Source organism: Streptomyces sp. SCA2-17, from assembly GCF_044336695.1.
Genome location: NZ_CP117521.1, coordinates 6,733,320 through 6,750,530, shown reverse-complemented (window position 1 = coordinate 6,750,530; position 17,211 = coordinate 6,733,320). Strand labels below are relative to the sequence as shown.

17 protein-coding genes are annotated in these 17,211 nt (G+C 71.3%); 7 read left to right on the top strand and 10 right to left on the bottom strand.

Annotated elements, in window-relative coordinates; translation table 11 throughout:
* Window positions 1-38: 38 nt before the first annotated feature.
* Window positions 39-209: a thiomuracin/GE37468 family thiazolyl RiPP peptide gene (locus tag PS271_RS30040; protein WP_120757594.1), complete on the bottom strand. Its 171-nt coding sequence runs from the start codon at window positions 207-209 to the stop codon at window positions 39-41.
* Window positions 210-479: 270 nt separating this feature from the next.
* Between PS271_RS30040 and PS271_RS30035 the strand changes: the two genes are divergently transcribed.
* A complete protein-coding gene (locus PS271_RS30035; protein WP_398386242.1) occupies window positions 480-1,115 on the top strand; it encodes a LuxR C-terminal-related transcriptional regulator in 636 nt (211 codons plus the stop codon).
* Window positions 1,102-2,304: an iron-containing alcohol dehydrogenase gene (locus PS271_RS30030; protein ID WP_398386241.1), complete on the top strand. Its 1,203-nt coding sequence runs from the start codon at window positions 1,102-1,104 to the stop codon at window positions 2,302-2,304. The genes PS271_RS30035 and PS271_RS30030 overlap by 14 nt, the downstream gene beginning before the upstream one ends.
* Here the strand turns inward: PS271_RS30030 and PS271_RS30025 are convergent.
* The 3 genes from PS271_RS30025 to PS271_RS30015 form a co-directional block, all read right to left on the bottom strand.
* Window positions 2,287-3,033 (bottom strand): ABC transporter permease, encoded by a 747-nt coding sequence (locus PS271_RS30025; RefSeq protein ID WP_398386239.1) that lies wholly within the window; start codon window positions 3,031-3,033, stop codon window positions 2,287-2,289. The genes PS271_RS30030 and PS271_RS30025 overlap by 18 nt on opposite strands.
* Entirely contained in the window at window positions 2,985-4,079 is a 1,095-nt protein-coding gene (locus tag PS271_RS30020) for an ABC transporter ATP-binding protein (protein ID WP_398386237.1), read from the bottom strand. Before PS271_RS30020 ends, PS271_RS30025 begins: the two co-directional genes overlap by 49 nt.
* Window positions 4,080-4,175: 96 nt before the next feature.
* Window positions 4,176-4,739, bottom strand: coding sequence for an EXLDI protein (locus tag PS271_RS30015; protein WP_398386236.1), 564 nt, complete (start codon window positions 4,737-4,739; stop codon window positions 4,176-4,178).
* A gap of 179 nt (window positions 4,740-4,918) precedes the next feature.
* Here PS271_RS30015 and PS271_RS30010 point away from each other — a divergent pair, with 179 nt between their 5' ends.
* Window positions 4,919-5,971: a methyltransferase gene (locus tag PS271_RS30010; protein ID WP_398386235.1), complete on the top strand. Its 1,053-nt coding sequence runs from the start codon at window positions 4,919-4,921 to the stop codon at window positions 5,969-5,971.
* A gap of 165 nt (window positions 5,972-6,136) precedes the next feature.
* Window positions 6,137-6,370 carry a hypothetical protein gene (locus tag PS271_RS30005; RefSeq protein ID WP_398386234.1) on the top strand — a complete coding sequence of 78 codons (234 nt, stop codon included), beginning with the start codon at window positions 6,137-6,139 and terminating at the stop codon, window positions 6,368-6,370.
* 84 nt (window positions 6,371-6,454) lie between these two features.
* Here the strand turns inward: PS271_RS30005 and PS271_RS30000 are convergent, their stop codons facing one another.
* Both PS271_RS30000 and PS271_RS29995 read right to left on the bottom strand, forming a co-directional pair.
* Window positions 6,455-7,717 carry a hypothetical protein gene (locus tag PS271_RS30000; protein ID WP_398386232.1) on the bottom strand — a complete coding sequence of 421 codons (1,263 nt, stop codon included), beginning with the start codon at window positions 7,715-7,717 and terminating at the stop codon, window positions 6,455-6,457.
* A 7-nt stretch (window positions 7,718-7,724) separates the two neighbouring features.
* Window positions 7,725-8,630, bottom strand: coding sequence for an alpha/beta fold hydrolase (locus tag PS271_RS29995; protein ID WP_398386231.1), 906 nt, complete (start codon window positions 8,628-8,630; stop codon window positions 7,725-7,727).
* Between the two features lie 212 nt (window positions 8,631-8,842).
* On the opposite strand from PS271_RS29995, the gene PS271_RS29990 reads away from it, so the two are divergent.
* Window positions 8,843-9,373, top strand: coding sequence for a hypothetical protein (locus PS271_RS29990; protein WP_398386230.1), 531 nt, complete (start codon window positions 8,843-8,845; stop codon window positions 9,371-9,373).
* A 43-nt stretch (window positions 9,374-9,416) separates the two neighbouring features.
* Here PS271_RS29990 and PS271_RS29985 read toward each other — a convergent pair whose 3' ends face one another.
* The 3 genes from PS271_RS29985 to PS271_RS29975 are packed head-to-tail and all read right to left on the bottom strand — an operon-like array spanning window position 9,417 to window position 13,081.
* Window positions 9,417-10,568, bottom strand: coding sequence for a bifunctional 2-methylcitrate synthase/citrate synthase (locus PS271_RS29985; RefSeq protein WP_398386228.1), 1,152 nt, complete (start codon window positions 10,566-10,568; stop codon window positions 9,417-9,419).
* Between the two features lie 27 nt (window positions 10,569-10,595).
* On the bottom strand, window positions 10,596-11,501 hold the full coding sequence (prpB, locus tag PS271_RS29980; protein WP_398387122.1) for a methylisocitrate lyase: 906 nt from the start codon (window positions 11,499-11,501) through the stop codon (window positions 10,596-10,598).
* A gap of 44 nt (window positions 11,502-11,545) precedes the next feature.
* Window positions 11,546-13,081: an MmgE/PrpD family protein gene (locus PS271_RS29975; protein WP_398386227.1), complete on the bottom strand. Its 1,536-nt coding sequence runs from the start codon at window positions 13,079-13,081 to the stop codon at window positions 11,546-11,548.
* A 220-nt stretch (window positions 13,082-13,301) separates the two neighbouring features.
* On the opposite strand from PS271_RS29975, the gene PS271_RS29970 reads away from it, so the two are divergent.
* A complete protein-coding gene (locus PS271_RS29970; protein ID WP_398386225.1) occupies window positions 13,302-14,753 on the top strand; it encodes a short-chain fatty acyl-CoA regulator family protein in 1,452 nt (483 codons plus the stop codon).
* Between the two features lie 49 nt (window positions 14,754-14,802).
* Here the strand turns inward: PS271_RS29970 and PS271_RS29965 are convergent, their stop codons facing one another.
* Complete coding sequence (locus tag PS271_RS29965; RefSeq protein WP_398386223.1) at window positions 14,803-14,931, bottom strand: hypothetical protein; 129 nt, start codon at window positions 14,929-14,931, stop codon at window positions 14,803-14,805.
* Window positions 14,932-15,110: 179 nt separating this feature from the next.
* Here PS271_RS29965 and PS271_RS29960 point away from each other — a divergent pair, with 179 nt between their 5' ends.
* Window positions 15,111-17,183, top strand: a complete 2,073-nt coding sequence (locus tag PS271_RS29960; RefSeq protein ID WP_398386222.1) for an alkyl/aryl-sulfatase — start codon at window positions 15,111-15,113, stop codon at window positions 17,181-17,183.
* Window positions 17,184-17,211 lie beyond the last annotated feature (28 nt).

Sequence of the window (17,211 nt, the reverse complement as noted above, 5' to 3'; positions counted from 1 at the left end):
CGGCCGGCCCGCCGAGGCGGACCGGCCGTGCGGTGCGATCAGGTCGAGCAGCTGCACGAGGACGTCGAGCAACAGCAGGACGCCCCCACCTCGGTCAGACCGTGACCCATACGCAGCGACTCCAGGCCTCCCTCGGAGTCCGCCGAGAACTCAAGGCTCTCGACGTCGAGGTCGCTCAGGTCCAGACCCTCGATCCCGTTCTTCTCCATTCCGTGCCTCCCTTCCGCATTGTCGGATTCAGGACGGCTCGACTCTCGCCGAACCTCCCGGCCACGGGCATCCCACGGGAAGGGTCAACTGCCCCTCGGGCGGGCTGGTCGGAGATAGCCCGAAGTGGACCAGAGAGGCAGTGGATTCAAGCTGCGCCGGACCTGTGGAAGGACCACCCTTGTGTGGGTAGCGTGGTCGGACGAGAGCTCCGGGGTACAGCACGGCACGGCGGAGGAGCACAGCCCGCGAGCGGGTCAACAGGGGGAAACATGAACATAGTTGTCCATGGCATGTCTCCGGTCATCAGGCTGGGCGTCATCACGGCGCTGCTGGAAGCCTCGGATCTCTTCCTTTCCGAGCACTTCACCGCCATCGGCGATCCCGGGGAAATGCACGCACTGATCCGGCAGGGCGAGATCGACCTGGTGATCATCGATCCCACTCAGCCGACGCTGAACGCGGGACTCGCGCTCTGCCGGGACATCAAATGCCATGCCCCCGCTCCGCCCGTACTGGCCTTCTGCAAAGGCGTCTCACCGCGCAACGTCCTCCTCTCGCATCTGTCGGGCATCGACAGCTTCGTCCACGCCAACGAGTCGCCGGCGCGCCTGGCCGCCGCCGTGCAAGCGACCTTATGCGGCTCGCGGGAATGGCTCATCGGCCCGCTTGAGGAGACGTCGACGCGGTGGTCCGGGGCCACGTCCCTGACGCCTCGCGAGCAGCAAGTGCTCTGGCTGCTCTCCGAGCGATGTACGAACAGCCAAATAGCCCACACGCTCTCCATCAGCGCCAACACCGTCAAGAACCATGTCGCCGCCGTACTCAGAAAGCTGGCCGTCAAACAGCGTTCTGAGCTCTTCGCCGACATCAGCCTCCCCGAACAGCAGCGATATGTGCGCGGCTGACGCCCTCGCGGCCGCCTCCTTGCTGTGGCAGTCCGCCGGTCCGCAGAGGCTGCGCGTCGGCGCGGGTCAGGCGCGCGCCGGACTCGCCCGGCTGGACGACCGGGCCCTGATCCTCTACGACCCCGCCGCCGGCCCGGCCGCGGAACTGGTGGAGCAGTGCGCGGGCGGCGCACGGACCCTGCGGATCCCGGCGGGGGCGGGCACCGACGGCCTGGCCCGCGCGGTGCGGGAGATCCGCGGACGACGGCCCCGTACCGTCGCGGTGATCGGTGGAGGCTCCGCCATGGACACGGCCAAGCTGGCCGTCGCCCTCGCGTCCGGCAGCGAGCCCCGGTACGCCCAGGGACCGCGCTCCGGCCTTGCGCTGCTCACCCGGGCGACCGGCCCGGCGCCCGCGCTGATCGCCTTTCCCACGACACTGGGCACGGGCTCCGAGACCAGCACGGTGGCCCGCCTCCCCCTCGGCGCCCGGCGCTCGCGACTGGTCTGTTCACCGGCCTTGAGGCCGGCCGGCGCGGTCCTCGACCCGTGCCTCACCGCCACACTGCCCCCGTCCCTGCTGGCGGCCGGGGCGCTGGAGCTCCTGTTGCGGCTGACCGGACCGCTGATGGGGCCCCACCGGATCGGTACGGCGGCGGCCGCCTGGATACTGGAGTGCGCCGCCGTGGTGCGGCACACCGCGGACGTCCTGCTGGCCGGGGGTCCCTCCGGGCCGCCGGGCACGGGTGGGACGGCGGAGCCGCGCGCGCATCTCGCCACGCTGAGCGCCGCGTCGCACCACGTGTGGCCGCGGGTCGGCACGTCGCCGTTCGCCTTCCTGCTGTGGTACTTCGCGGATACCGCCGCCACGGTCACTGCCACGGCCAAGAACGCGGCGCTCGCCTGGTTGTTCCCCGCCTACCTGGAACGCGCTGCCGGGGTGCGCGAGCGGTCGCCCTGGGCGGACGGGCCCCGGGCCCGGCAGGTGGTGAACACCTTGTTGCCGGATGCCGGTCAGGACCCGGCGGCCGTCCGCGAGGCGGCCGCCGGTCTGCTGCGGCGGTGGGGCATCACCCCGGCCCCGCCGCCCGGTGCGGACCCGGCCGGGCTCGGCGCCGACGTCGTCTCCTCCTGGCCGCGCGCGCTGACCGGCATCAGCGCCCGGGACGCGGCCGCGCTGTACGCCGCCGCCTCAGATCCGGCGCAGTGATCCCACTGCCCAGCGCAGCATCAGCACGGTCAGCGCCAGGGAGAAACCCAGGGCGACCCAGAGGGACGTGTCGGAGAAGTCGCCCGACATCACCGACCGGGAGGCCTCGACGACGTGGTAGAAGGGATTGGCCCGCGCCACGCCCCGCAACCAGTCCGGGGCCAGGCTCAGCGGCAGCACGACTCCCGACAGCAGCAGCAGCGGCAGGCTGAGGAAGCCCATCGACTGCGACATCATGTTCTCGTCGCGCAGCATGAGGGCGACCGCGTAGGAAAAGCTCGCCGTCATCACCACGACGACGGCGAAGAGGCCGAACGCGATGAGCAGGCCGCCGAGGTCGGTGTCGAGCCCCATGGCGAGGGCGATCAGCATCAGGATGACGGCCTGGACGCCGAGGGCGAGCACGTCGCGCAGGGCCTTGCCGAGAATGAGCGCGGCGGGCCGCATCGGCGACACCACCATGCGCTCGACCACGCCGGCCCGCAGTTCGGAGATCAGCTCGAACCCCGTGTACAGGGAACCGTACAGGGCCAGCATGACCAGCAGGCCGGGTGCGAAGAGGTCGAAGGCATTCGAGGAGCCGAGGCCGGGATCGGCCAGGCCGTCGACCAGCGGCCCGAAGAGCAGGAGCCACAGCAGCGGTTGCATGATGCCCACCGCGATGACGATGGGCGAGCGGATCAGCCGCCGGGTCTGATAGGCGAAGACGAGTCCGGTGTCGCGTAACACGAGGGTCCCTCCGGGGAGTTGAGCGCGTGGTGGGTGATGCGGGTCCGGTCAGGCGGCGTACGAGAGGAGGCCCCGGCCCCGGTTTCCGCGCCGGCAGCGTCCGGCACGCGCAGCGACGAGCCCGTGTGCTTGAGGAAGACGTCGTCGAGGCTGGCCGATTCCAGGCCGATGGACTGCACGGTCACCCCGCGCTCGTCCAGTCCGCGCACCAGCGAGGGGATCGCGTCGGCACCGTTCTCCACGTAGACGCGCACACCGGCCGGCGCCTCCCGCACCTCACGGACGAACGGAAGGTGTTCCAGGGCGGCCATGACGCGCTCGCCGTCCCGCTCGCCGACCGACACGGTCACCGCGTCCCCGCTGATGCCACGCTTGAGTCCGGCCGGGCTGCCGGACGCGACGATGCGGCCCTGATGGATGATCGCCACCCGGTCGCAGAGGGCATCGGCCTCCTCCAGGTAGTGCGTCGTGAGGAAGACGGTGGTGCCCGCCTCGCGCAGCGCGCGGATCTGCTCCCAGAGCGCGGCACGGGCGGCCGGATCCAGGCCGAGCGTCGGCTCGTCCAGGAACAGCACCTGCGGCTGGTGGACCAGGCCGAGCGCCAGCGCCACGCGGCGCCGCTGCCCGCCCGAGAGACTGCGGGGAAGGCGGTCGGCCAGGTCCGTCAGCTCCAGCGCGGCCAGGGTGCGCCGCGACTGCTCGTGCGCCGCCGTGCGTCCGAGCCCGTTCAGCCTCGCCTGGAGCACGAGGTTGTCGAGGACCGGCATGCCGTCGTCCGTTCCGCCGGCCTGGCCCACGTATCCGATCAGGTGGCGAGCACGCCGCGTCTCCTCGGGCAGCGCGCACCCGGCGACGCTGACGTGGCCGGAATCGGGGGCGAGGAGGGTGGCGAGCATGCGCACCGTGGTCGTCTTGCCGGCCCCGTTCGGCCCCAGGAAGCCGAAGATCTCCCCCTTCCGCACGTGCAGGTCGATGCCGCGCACCGCCTCCACCGTCCTGCCCCGCTGACGGAACTTCCGGCTCAGTTTCTCCGCTTCGATGACCATCGTTCTCCCCTCCCGCACGGCCCCGGGCGTGACGCCCGAGGCCGCGTCGGATGCCGAGTCGGGTGTGTGTCAGGCGCTCCGGTGCTCCGGTACGTGTCAGATGTCGAGCTCTTCGACGGGCTGCTGCCGCGCGTTGGCCTCGGCCACGCGGGAGAGCTCCTCCGGGAGCGCGCCCTTGAGCTCGTCGAGGGTCTCGTAGACGTCGAGGGTCATCTCGGCCTTCTCCGCCAGGTCCCAGCTGTTCCAGGAGTCGAGCTCCGGCGGGTTCTCCCAGTACTCGACGGTGTAGCGAGGGTCCTGCCCGTCCGGTGCCGGGCCCTCGAAGGCCGTGGGATTCCCGGACTCGTGACGCTTGCTGTGCACGGCGTACCTGCCCTTCTTGGTGTGGTAGACGGTGACCCACTCGCCGCGGCGGTCGTCCGACCCCTGCCGCTTGCCCTGCGCGACGCGCCGGGCCACGAACCGCTTGCGGTGGTAGATCCCGTCACCGCCGACGCGGACCTCGACCTCCTCGAAGCCCTCCAGGTGCGCCTCCTCGATCTCGACGAGGCGCCGCAGGGCCTTGGTGATCGCAGCCGAGAGGTTCCCGCCGGTCAGGCGCTGGGCGCGCTGGAACAGCGCGACGTCGTCATCGCCTACGTAGATCGTCTTGTTGGGCACGACCGCTCTCCTTATGTGCATGCGTATACGTAGAGACTAGACCGCACTCCCCCTCCTGCCAACCGGGCCGGCGCCGGCACACTTGTCACCACCCTTGTCACCCCTGTTCCGTGGCCCGTAACGTGCGCCGAAATGCCCGGCTTCCCATGGGTGCGGGCCGCGACCGAATCGGGGACCTCATGACGCAGAGCACGTCCAGCACGTCTCCCGCCGCGGGGATGGACATCCTCAACACCCTTTACAGCACCGCTTTCACGGTGCAGGTGATGCGCGCCTTCGTGAAGCTGCGCATAGCCGACCACCTGGCTTCCGGGCCGCGCACGCCCGCCGGACTGGCCGAGACCCTGGGCGCCCACCAGGAGGCCCTGGCCGCCTTCCTCGACGCGTCCGCCGCGAACGGCCTGGTGGCGCGCGGGAAGGACGGCGAGTACGCCGTGACCGACCGCGGCCTCCTGCTGCGTTCCGGCTCCGCCATGGCTTCGCACGTGCTGTACGCGGCGGGCCCGGGCGTGAACCGGGCGTACGAGCAGATGTCCGAGGTCGTGCTCACCGGCCGGTCGGGCGGCGAGGCCGCGGGGCAGCACGTCTACGACTACTACGGCGAACACCCCGAAGAGGCCGAGGCGTTCGAGAAGGTGATGTCGGAGACGACCGCGGAATGCGTGAACGCGCTGGTGGAGGTCCACGACTTCACCGCCTACGGACGCATCATGGACGTCGGCGGCGGCAGGGGCACCCTCCTGAGCCGCGTCCTGGCCGCGGCGCCGAAGGCCGAAGGTGTCCTCTTCGACATGCCGCACGTGGTCGACATGGCCAAATCCTCGCTGCCCGCGGAAGTTTCCGCGGACGTCCTGGAGAGGATCGAGTTCACCGGGGGCAGCTTCCTCGAGTCCGTACCCTCCGGAGCCGACCTCTACATGGTCAAGAGCATCCTCGTCGACTGGTCCGACGAAGAGGTCACCCGCCTCCTGGGCAACCTGCACCGCGCCATGGCCCCCGGCAGCCGGCTCCTGATCGTGGACTGGTTCGCCCAGGACGGTGCGGCCGAGAGCCGGACGGCCGGCTACGAGGCCGTCGCCAGTTTCGGCTCCCGCACCCTCTGGGGAGGCCGCCTGCGCCCCCTGGCCGAATTCAGAACCCTCCTCACCGCCACCGGCTTCACCGTCGACCAGGTCACCACCGGCTTCGCCCCGTGTTTGTTCCCCTGGAACCTGATCGTGGCGCACCGCTAGCCGTACCCCGCAAGGACACACCAGGGGGCATATAGGACGTCGATCGCCCTATTTCCTGGCCCGAGGCTCACGATGTCCCGGGTCCCGGAGCCACCCCTATAGGTGCACATGAGCATGTGCAAGGGGAATGCGGGAAATGATGCCGGGACACGATCGGAGGCAGTCATGGCAGGTTTTCTCGACCGGGCCAAGGAGCAGGCCAAGCAGGGTCTGGCACAGGGCAGGCAGAAGGTGGACGAGGTCCAGCAGCAGCGCGCCGGCAACGAGCTGCTGAAGAAACTCGGTGCGGCGTACTACGCCGAACGGCGCGGCAGCGGGTCGCCCGAGGCCACCCACGAGGCCCTCGCCGCGCTGGAAGCGCACGTCGCCGTTCACGGGGAAGGTTTCCTGCGCAGCTGAGCCGGCCGGCCTCGGCCGGTACGCAGCACCGCGGCACCTCGCCGCGTACCGGCCGAGGCCGCGCCGTGGGCCGCGGTCACCGGGTCACCCGCTCGCCGTGAGGAGCGAGGTGATGACCGACGGGGCGGGAGGGCCGTCGAGGAGGCGGCGCAGTTCCGCCGCTCCCCCGGCGCGCTGGTGCGGTGTGAGGGAGACGTACCGCTCGATGCGTTCGTTGTACGTGCTGCGGAACCGCGCGTAGAGGTCGTCGTCCTGGACGATCCGGCCGGCGACGGCGACGAGGGCCTCGGTGCCGGCGTAGTCCTCCTCGGGCAGCGGGTGACCGGGCAGGACGTCCGCGAACCGGCCGGCCAGGCGGCCGAAGAGGGTGTCCGCGAGGCTCCGGATGGTGAAGGTGTGCGCGTAGTGCTGTTCGGGGAGCGCCAAGGGCAGCCGGCCCAGGATGGTGGCTTCGTGGAGCGCCGACAGGCCGGGGGCGAGGAGGGAGTACGGCGTTCTCGCCACGTGCCGCAGGAGCTCGCGCTGGGGCAGGAGCCGGCGGTCGGCCCGTCGGCCGGATGCCCGGTGGGTGCCGCCGCGGTGTCCGGCGTACGGGCCGCCGCAGACGAGGACGCGGGTGAAGCGCGGCCAGTCGGCGAGGAGGTCCGGGAGCCAGCGGTCGATGAGCCGGAGGTAGTGGTTGTTGGCGTCGAAGTCCAGGAGGAAGTTCCTGAAGCCGCCGGTGTTGATCAGCAGGTCGTAGTCCGGCCCGCCGGTCGTCCGGGCCTCCTCCCCCGCCTCCCCCAGTCCTTCCGCGTCGACGAGCGGACCGGTCAGGTGGATGACGCGGTCCGCGCCGGCCTCGGCGAACTCGGCCGTGCGCCGCGCGGTGCCGGGGAAGTTCTGGACCACGCTGTGATCGGCCAGGAGGTGGGCGGCGAGGAGGTGTTCGTGCGGCGAGAGCCCGGCCAGGTGGCCGCGCGCCGCCGGGAGGGATGTACGGGGAAGGGTCGCGCACAGCTCGCGGATCCGCGCCAGGGGGTGCCGGTGCTGCCAGAAGCCGAACAGGCAGTCCACCAGGACCACGGGGCGGCGCGCCACGACGGAGCGGAGGACGAGGTCGGCGTCCATGACGGAGATGACCTGGTCACTGTCCTTGAGCAGCCGGTCGAGGAGCGCGGATCGGTTCCGGCGCGGCTCGGTGAGCTCGTGGATGCCGTCGAAGGCGGTGGCGTTGCGGCGGGCGAATGCCGCCGCGACGCCGTCCCCGGCGAACACCCGCTCGTGTCCGGGGAGCAGCCGGGAGACGGCGACGAGCACGGAGGCCGGGCCGAAACCGCAGTTCTGGGCGCCCATCAGGATGCGCATGGCCGCGTCAGCCGCGTGAGGGCTGTGCGTCGGCGTCGGCCTCGGCATAGTCATCGGCATCGGCATCGGCATCGGCCAGCAGTGCCGCGAGTTGCTCGGCGAAGGGGGCGGCGTGCTGGGCATAGCCGGCGTGTCCGCCGGGGAACTCCTCCAGCGTCCGGCCGAGCCGCCGGGCGAGGACGACCACCGGCCGGTGCACGTCGTGGGTGCGCGACCCCCGGCCGCCGGCCGGGACGACACGGTCCGCCAGGGCGGCCAGCGCGGTGACGTCGGGCACGCAGCGGGTGGCGGGCAGCATCACGTGGGAGAAGAAGAACGCGTTGTTATCGGCGTTGCGGGGGTTGCCGGCGTTGCCGGCCGCTTCGGGGAGCTCCGGGGCGGGCCTGCCGCTGAAGACGGCCTGGAGCCTGTCCAGGGCGGCCGCGACGCCCTCCCGGCGGAACGTCGCGTGCACGTCGTCGAAGAACGCGGCGTGTCGTGCCGCGTCCGGCAACAGCCCCATGGCGGGCGGCTCGTGGGCGACGACCATCCGGACCCTCCGCGGAGCGCGGACCATGAGGTCCAGGGCGATCAGGGCGCCCGAGCAGCTGCCGAACACCCGTACCGGCTCGGCGGCCGGGGCGAGGTGGTCGAGGAGCCGGGCGGCGTCGTCGGTCTGGGTAGCGAGCCACTGCTCAGCCTGCTCGGGCGGCGGCCTGTCGAGGGGGCTGCGGGAGATGCCGCGCGGGTCGTAGATGACGACCCGGTGGCGGTCGACGCGGTGAGGGGCGGCGAGCTCCTCGGCCAGGCCCCGGAAGACCTCGGCGTCGGAGGCACCACCAGGAATGAGCAGCAAGAGCGGTCCCGTGCCGCGTACTTCGAAGTACAGCCGCGCCCCCGGCACGGCCAGCGCGCCGCTCTCCAGCGTGCTCATCTCTCTCCAGCTCGCTCCGGCACCGGGCCCCGGGTGAGGCCCCGAGGCGGCACGAGACTACGCGGAGGGCGACCGTACGGGTAGGCGCGCGCACGGGGTCGCGCGCGTCCCTCCGGGGCCGGGCTTCGGACGTACGCTCCGACACGCCTGCCTCCGGAGCGTACGTCCGGGGAAGGGACTGCCCCATGGTGCTCAGTGTGCAGAGAGCCGGCGTGACCGCCGGTGGAAAGCGGCTGCGTGCGGCCGCATTGGTGGCTGCCGTGCTGTTCGGCGCGGCCGCACCGGCGCCGGCGTCCGCCCGCCCCCGGGACTCCGGGCAGGTGCAGTGCGAGGGCGCCGAATCCGTCAGCTACGAACCGGGGATCACACTCCTACCGCAGCGCATCCACGTCACGGTCGACGGGCGCTTCACTTCCTGCGCGGGCGGTGACGGCGCGGTGAAGAGCGGCGAATACCACGAGGAGTTCACGGTCGACACGGGTTGCAACAACCTCCTTGAGGCGTTCCGGGCCCGCCGGACCTACGTCTGGAACACCGGTGACTCCAGCACTGCCGACATCGCCGGCAGCAGCACGGCCGTGGCCGGCCAGGTGGTCACCCCCGTCACCGGCACCGTCACCCACGGCCGCTTCCAGGGGCGGAAGCTGCTCCAGCTCATCCCGATCCCCCAGCCGAGCGCCCTGCAGTGCCTCGGAAGCGGCTTCACCGGAGCAACCGGGCTGACGACCTTGACGATCCTCTAGGAAGCCCTCGCGGCACGCCCGGCGTTGCAGCCCTCATGCCCGTCTACGCCCGCCGCTGCCCGGCCGCTGCCGGCACCGCCCGCTGCCCCGGTCCCGCGTACGAAGCAAGGGGCCGGATCAGCGCGTTGTGGGCGAGTTGTTCGGTGATGTGGGCCGTCCAGCCGGTGACGCGGCTCATCACGAAGAGCGGTGTGAAGGCGGGGGTGTCGAAGCCCATCAGGTGGTAGGCCAACCCGGCCGGGTAGTCCAGGTTCGGGTGGATCCCCTTACGCGTGAGCACGGCGTCGCGCAGGGCCGCGTGCAGGGTGGCCAGGCGGGTCACCCCGGGGTCGGCGGCGCGGGCGACGAGGCGGTCCAGGGCGTCCTGCATGACCGGTACGCGGGAGTCGCCGTGCTTGTAGACGCGGTGGCCGAAGCCCATGATCCTGCGTTTGCCGGCCAGGGCCCGGTCCAGCCACTCCCCGGCACGCCGCGGGTCGCCGATCTCCTCCAGCATGTGCATCACCGCTTCGTTGGCACCGCCGTGCAGTGGCCCCTTGAGGGCGCCGATCGCCGCGGTGACCGCGCTGTAGAGGTCGGAGAGCGTGGAGGTGACGACCCGGGCCGTGAACGTGGAGGCGTTGAAACTGTGCTCGGCGTACAGCACGAGGGAGATCTCGAAACAGCGGACCACGTCCGGACCGGGCACGGCGCCGAAGCACATGTGGAAGAAGTTCTCGGCGTAGCCGAGCCCGGGGTCCGGGGGGATCGGGGCCAGGCCCCGGCGGCGCCGCTGGTCGGCGGCGACCACGGTGGGCAGCTTCGCCAGCAGCGTGAGGGACTTGGCCCGGTTGGCAGCGGGACTGCCGTCGTCCTCGGCCGGGTCCTCGGCGCCGAAGAAACTGACGGCGGTGCGCAGCACGTCCATCGGGTGACAGGTCTCGGGCAGCCGGGTCAGCAGCTCGGATGTGCTGCGGCCGAGGGGGCGCAGGGCGCGCTCGCGGGCCTGGAAGTCGCCGAGCTGTACGGGGTCGGGGAGTTCGCCGTGCCAGAGCAGGTGGGCGACTTCCTCGAAGGAGCGGTGGGCGGCCAGGTCCTGGACGGGGTAGCCGCGGTAGGTGAGGGAGTTGGTCTCCTGGATGACGGTGGAGATCTCGGTGGTGTCGACGACGACACCGGCGAGGCCGCGGTGGATCGCGGGCGTGGTGGTGGACATGGTCGGTGCCTCCGTGACGAAGTCGTCTCAGGTGCCGGGCGGGAGCGTGAAGTCGAAGACGGCGGAGTCGAAGGCCGCGTAGTCCTCGTAGCCGAGGAGTTCGTAGAGGCGGGAGCGGGTCTGCATGCGGGGCAGCAGGGACTCCTGAGTGCCCTCGGCGGCGAGCGTGCGCAGGCCGTCCTCGACGGCGCCCATGGCCAGCCGCAGCAGGGTGACGGGGTAGAGGGCGATGTCGTAGCCGAGGTTCTCGAGCGTCCGCGCGTCCAGGAGGCGGCCCTTGCCGAACTCGGTCATGTTGGCGAGCAGGGGGACGGAAACCGCCTCACGGAAGGCCTCGAACTCGCGTTCGCCGGCGAGCGCTTCGGGGAAGATCGCGTCGGCTCCGGCCTCCACGTAGGCCTTGGCGCGGTCGACGGCCGCGTCCAGTCCTTCGACGGCCCGGGCGTCGGTGCGGGCCATAAGAAGGAAGCCGGGGTCGCGGCGGGCGTCGGCCGCAGCCCGGATGCGGCGGGCCATCACCTCGCGCGGCACGACCGACTTGCCGTCGAGGTGGCCGCAGCGCTTGGGATCGACCTGGTCCTCCAGGTGCAGCCCGGCCAGGCCCGCGTCCTCCATCAGCTGTATGGTGCGGGCCGCGTTCACCGGTTCCCCGAAGCCGGTGTCGGCGTCGATGAGGACGGGCAGGTCGGTGACCCTGGTGGTCTGCTGCGCCCGGGCGGCGATCTCCGTGGACGTGGTCAGACCGATGTCGGGCAGGCCCAGGTCGGCGGCGAGGACGGCACCGGAGAGGTAGGCGGCTTCGAAGCCGGTGTCCTGGATGAGGCGGGCGGAGAGCGGGTTGAGGGCGCCGGGCATGACCAGCAGTCGGCCGGTGGCGAGCCGTTCCCGCAGGGCGCGGCGGCGCTCGGCGGGGGTGGTACGGGTGTGCAGCAAGCGGGTGTGCGGAATCCGGGGGTGCGGCATGTGGGGGTGCGGCATCAGAACAGGCCCTTCGGCAGGTTCGCGTCGTACGCGGTGACGGCCTCCGTGTCAACGGCCGGGAACAGCCCGTCCAGCTCCGGGCCGGTCAGCTCGGCGAGCCGTTCGGCCGCGCCCAGGAAACGGTCCTGGTCAGCAGGGGTGACGATGCCTTCCGCCAGCGTGCGGAACTTCGCCGCGTAGGCAAGGCGGTCGAAGGGCCGGGCGCCGGCCGGGTGAGCGTCTGCGACGGCCAGTTCGTCCTCGATCACCGACCCGTCGTCCAGGGTGATGACCGCGCGTCCGCCGAAGGCCCGGCGGCCGGGGTCCGGGTCGTGGTAGCGGCGGGTCCACTCCGGGTCCTCGACGGTGGTGGTCTTCCGCCACAGCTCGACGGTGTCGGGCCGCCGGGCGCGCTCGGGGGCGTAGGAGCGCTCGTGGTGCCAGGTGCCGTCCTGGAGGGCGACGGCGAAGATGTACGGCACCGAGTGGTCAAGGGTCTCGCGGCTCGCGGCGGGGTCGTACTTCTGCGGGTCGTTCGCGCCGGAGCCGATCACGTAGTGGGTGTGGTGGGAGGTGTGCAGGACCACCGAGCGGACGCGGTCCAGCGGTCCCGTCTTCTCGCGCAGCCGCCGCGCCAGGTCGATGACCGCCTGCGCCTGGTACTCGGCGGAGTGCTCCTTGGTGTACGTGTCGAGGATCGCGCGCCGCGGCTCCCCGGGCCCGGGCAGCAGGACGGTGTAGTCGGCGTCCGGACCGTCGAGCATCCGGGCGAGGAAGCCGTCCTCGCCTTCGTAGATCGGAGACGGGGAGGTCTCGCCGCGCATCGCCCGGTCGACGGCTTCGACGGCCGCCTTGCCGGCGAAGGCGGGCGCGTACGCCTTCCAGCTGGATATCTCGCCCTTGCGGGACTGCCGCGTCGCGGTGGTGGTGTGCACGGCCTGCTGCACCGCCTGGTAGACCGTCTCGGTCGGCAGCCGCAGCAGGGCGCCGAGGCCGCAGGCGGTGGCGGCGCCGAGGTGGGCCACGTGGTCGATGCGGTGCTCGTGCAGGCAGATGCCCTTGACGAGGGCGACGTGGCTCTCGTACGCCGCGACGATGCCGCGCAGCAGGTCGGCGCCGGTGCGGCCGGTGTGCTGGGCGACGGCGAGCAGGGGCGGGATGTTGTCGCCGGGGTGGGAGTAGTCGGCGGCGAGGTAGGTGTCGTGGAAGTCGAGTTCGCGTACGGCGGTGCCGTTGGCCCATGCGGCCCACTCCGGGGAGACCCGGGCCCCGGTGCCGAAGACCGACGCTCCGGACACCGATGCTCCGAGCGTGGCCGTGCGGTGGGCGCCGGCCTGGGCGCGGGCCACGGCGACCGGGCGGCGCAGGAGAGAGGCGACGGCGACCGAGGCGTTGTCCATGACCCGGTTGACGGCCATGGTGACGCTGCCGGCGTCCAGTTCCTCAGGGGCGGAGGCGGTGGCCGTGGCCACGGCGGCGAGCTTCCAGGCGAGCTGGTCCTCGCGGGGAAGCCGGTCGGCGCTGGGGTGGACACGGACGTGGTGCTCGATCACGGGACTCCTCGTGGGTGTCGGCGGTCCGCTGAGGGCTTGTGTGATCGACACTGCCCTGCGGACGCACGCCGGACCAGGGCTCCAACGTGCGGAATCCGTACACCTCCACGTTGCGAATCTGCGGATCTTGCGAATGATGCGGATGCTATGTTCGCAAGCACCCGCCAAGCAGGTGAGCGGATCGGACGAGACCGGACGGGGCCGGACCAGGGGGTGCGCGATGAGCCGTCGACCGGCCGACCGCAAGGTCTACGCCCACGCCAAGCTGCGCCGGCTGCGGCGCGAGCACGGCATGAACCAGGTCGACATGGCCCGCGCCCTCGGCATCTCGACCAGCTATGCCAACCAGATCGAACAGAGCCGGCGCCCGCTGACGGCTCCCGTGCTGCTCCGCATCGCTGAGGTCTTCGGCGTCGACGCCGAGTTCTTCTCCGAGGCCGAGGAGGACCGGCTCGCCGCGGACCTGCGGGACGCCCTCGCCGACGAGGCGTGCGGGGTCGAGCTGCCCGCTCCCGAGGAGGTAGCGGAGGCCGCCCGCGACCACCCGGAAGTGGCCCGCGCCCTGGTCGCCCTGCACCGCCGCTACCGCGACACCGCCGAACAGGCCGCCGCCCTCGCCGCACCGGACCCCGGGAACACCCCAGGGGCATTGCTGCCGCGGGGCGAACCGCACGACGAGGTAAGGGACTTCTTCTACGCCCACCACAACCACTTCGAACCCCTGGACACCGAGGCCGAGCGCATCGCGGCGGCCCTGGACCTGCGCCCGGGCCGGTCCGCCGACCCGCTCACCGCACGGCTCGCCGAGCGCCACGGGGTCCGGGTCGTGCAGGCTGATCCCGGCCGGTCCGCCGACGCGCGGCGCTACGACCCGGACACCGGGCTGCTGTTCCTCTCCCCCTGGCTCAGCGACGGCCGGCGCGCCTTCCAGCTCGCCACCCAGCTGGCCCTGCTGGAGCACGGCCCGCTGCTGGGCCGACTCGCCGCCGGCACCACGGAGCTGACCTCACCGGAGTCGGTGGCGCTGGCCCGTATCGGCCTGGCGAACTACTTCGCGGGCGCCCTGCTCATGCCGTACACCGCCTTCCACTCCACCGCCGAAGAAGTGCGCTACGACATCGAGCTGCTGTCGGCGCGCTACGGCGTCGGCTTCGAGACGGCCTGCCACCGCCTGAGCACGCTGCAACGCACCGGACGGCGGGGCGTGCCGTTCTCCTTCCTGCGGGTCGACCGCGCCGGCAACATCTCCAAACGGCAGTCCGCGACCGACTTCCACTTCTCCCGGCTGGGCGGCACCTGTCCGCTGTGGACGGTGTACGAGGCCTTCTCCGCGCCGGGGCGGATACTCACCCAGGTGGCCGAGATGCCGGACGGGAAGAGGTACTTCTGGATCGCCCGCACCATCACCCGGGGCGGCTTCGGGCACCACGCCCCGCGGGCCGAGTTCGCCGTCGCGCTCGGCTGCGAGCTGCGGCACGCGCACCGGCTCGTCTACGCCGGGGGGATCGCCCTGGACGATCCCCGGGCCGCGACGCCCATCGGCCTGGGCTGCCGGATCTGCGAGCGCCGCGACTGCGTGCAGCGGGCCCGCCCACCGGCCGGCGGACGGCTGGCCGTCGACGCCGACCGGCGTACGTACGTGCCGTATCCGGTCGAGTCCCGCACCCGGTGACGCGCCTGCGGGTTCGCCCGTACGCGGTGGCCTCCAGCCACTACCTCATCTACGGCGCGGGCACCATGGGCCTGATGACGTTCCAGCTCACCAAGGCCGCCGGAACGGCCCCCTCTCCGTCGTCGATGGCCGTGCTGCACAGCTTCGGGCGCGGGATCGCCGCCGCGGTCTTCGGCACGCCGGTCACTCCGGTGGTGACCCGATCCAGGGGGGCGAATGGCGGAATTCCGTTTCTTGTGAAGCCTGGTGGGCCTGCTTAGCGTTGATCTTGCATCGGCAGAATGTCACGCGCGCAACAAACACCCCTCCTCCCCGGCGGATTCCCGCACTCTCGCCAAGAGACAAAGGAGACAGCGCATGGCCGGCACCAACGAGCCCACAGAGCCCGTCGAGCCTTCGGCGTTCATCAAGGACCGCAACCGGCAGGTCAATTCCATACCGCCGTCCGACGACTTCACCGACGCCAACCGCGGCCTGCTGGCCGTGCCGCCGCCCGACCTGCCGTTCATCCCGGCCAAGAACGGCCAGGAAGTGGCCTGGGGCTTCGCGGACTACGACTTCCTGCGGGAGGGTGAGGTCCCCGACTCCGGAGTCGTCAGCCCGAGCCTGTGGCGACAGGGAACGCTGACGGCCTTAGCCGGTCTGTTCCAGGTCACGAGCAACGGCAGGCGCGCCATCTACCAGGTGCGCGGCTACGACCTGTCGAACATGACCATCGTGACCGGCGACACCGGCCTGATCGTCATCGACCCGCTCGCCTCCTACGAGACGGCGCGGTACGCCCTCAAGCTCTACCGGGACACCACCGAAGACCAGCGGCCCATCAGCGCGATCATCTACACCCACAGCCACGTCGACCACTTCGGTGGCTCCCGCGGCCTGTTCCACGAGAAGGGTGACGTGGTCCCGGCGGATCTTCCGGTCTACGCCCCGATCGGTTTCCTGGAGCACGCGATCAGCGAGAACGTCCTTGCGGGTCCGGCCATGGCGCGCCGGGCGGAGTTCATGTACGCCGCCAAGCTCGACAAGGGTCCGCGCGGGCAGGTCGGCGCGGGTCTGGGCTTGACGATCTCCACCGGTGAGGTGACGCTGATCCCGCCGCGCCATTACGTCGGCGGCTCCGCCATCCAGCCCACCCGCGAGCACGAGTGGTCCTCGCAGGACGTGATCCCGTGGCGGCCCGGCCTCTACGCCCAACCCATCGACGGCGTGCGCATCGTCTTCCAGCTGACGCCCGGCACCGAGGCGCCGGCGGAGATGAACTTCTACTTCCCCGAGCTCAAGGCCGTGTGCATGGCGGAGAACGCCACCCACACCATGCACAACCTGCTCAGCCTGCGCGGCGCCCAGGTGCGTGACCCGCACGCGTGGTCGAAGTACCTCACCGAGGCCATCCAGACCTTCGGCGAGTACACCGACGTCGAGTTCGCCTCGCACCACTGGCCGCGGTGGGGCAAGGACTCGATCATCGAGTTCCTGTCGAACCAGCGGGACATGTACGCCTTCCTCAACGACCAGACACTGCGGCTGATCGACGCGGGCTACACGGGCATCGAGATCGCCGAGAAGCTCCAGCAGCTGCCGCCCGGGCTGGCCGGGCACTGGTACGACCAGGGCTACTACGGCTCCCTCAGCCACAACCTCAAGGCCGTCTACCAGCGGTACATCGGCTGGTTCGACGGCAACCCCGCCCACCTGTGGACGCTCCCGCCTGTCGAGGCGGGAGTGCAGTACGTCAACGCCATCGGCAGCCCGGAAGCCGTCATCAGCAAGGCGCAGGAAGCGCTGTCGGCCGACCCGCCGCAGTACCGGTGGGCCGCCGAGCTGCTCAACCACGTCATTTTCGCCTCCGGCGACCATGAGTTCTCCATCTCCGAGGACACGCTGAAGACGGCCAAGCGGCTCCAGCAGGAGACGTTCACCCAGCTCGGCTACGGCTCCGAGAACGGCACCTGGCGCAACTTCTACCTCACGGGTGCCGAGGAGGTCGTGAACGGCCCGCAGAAGGCCTCCGACCACGGCGCCGCCGACCTGGTGCGGAGCATGACCCTGGACCTGTTCTTCCAGGCCATGGCGAAGAGCATCGACGGGCCCAAGGCGGCGGAGGAGCAGACCTCCCCCATCGTCCTGCGCTGGGTGCTCAGCGACCCCCGCCAGGAGTGCACCGTCACCCTGCGCAACGGCGTCCTGATCTACGTCGAGGGCCCGGACGCGCTGGCGGGCAAGCCCACCGCCACCATCACCCTCACGCGCGAGGCCCTCGACAACCTGGCCCTGGCCGGACACCGCTTCACACAGAACTTCAACGAGCAGGTCACCGCGGGCACGATCCAGGTCGACGACCAGGCGGCCGTGGACACCGTCTTCGGCTACCTCGTGTTCCCCGACCCCCGTTTCCCCATCGTCACCCCGCGCAAGGCCGAAAAGTAGACCCGGAAGCCTGATCAGCTGCGCGGCC

Bases quoted from the DNA above. Each gene is read 5' to 3' on its own strand.
- PS271_RS30040 (WP_120757594.1), bottom strand. From the start codon at position 209: ATGGAGAAGAACGGGATCGAGGGTCTGGACCTGAGCGACCTCGACGTC.
- PS271_RS30035 (WP_398386242.1), top strand. From the start codon at position 480: ATGAACATAGTTGTCCATGGCATGTCTCCGGTCATCAGGCTGGGCGTC.
- PS271_RS30030 (WP_398386241.1), top strand. From the start codon at position 1,102: ATGTGCGCGGCTGACGCCCTCGCGGCCGCCTCCTTGCTGTGGCAGTCC.
- PS271_RS30020 (WP_398386237.1), bottom strand. From the start codon at position 4,079: ATGGTCATCGAAGCGGAGAAACTGAGCCGGAAGTTCCGTCAGCGGGGC.
- PS271_RS30010 (WP_398386235.1), top strand. From the start codon at position 4,919: ATGACGCAGAGCACGTCCAGCACGTCTCCCGCCGCGGGGATGGACATC.
- PS271_RS30005 (WP_398386234.1), top strand. From the start codon at position 6,137: ATGGCAGGTTTTCTCGACCGGGCCAAGGAGCAGGCCAAGCAGGGTCTG.
- PS271_RS30000 (WP_398386232.1), bottom strand. From the start codon at position 7,717: ATGCGCATCCTGATGGGCGCCCAGAACTGCGGTTTCGGCCCGGCCTCC.
- PS271_RS29995 (WP_398386231.1), bottom strand. From the start codon at position 8,630: ATGAGCACGCTGGAGAGCGGCGCGCTGGCCGTGCCGGGGGCGCGGCTG.
- PS271_RS29985 (WP_398386228.1), bottom strand. From the start codon at position 10,568: ATGTCCACCACCACGCCCGCGATCCACCGCGGCCTCGCCGGTGTCGTC.
- PS271_RS29970 (WP_398386225.1), top strand. From the start codon at position 13,302: ATGAGCCGTCGACCGGCCGACCGCAAGGTCTACGCCCACGCCAAGCTG.
- PS271_RS29960 (WP_398386222.1), top strand. From the start codon at position 15,111: ATGGCCGGCACCAACGAGCCCACAGAGCCCGTCGAGCCTTCGGCGTTC.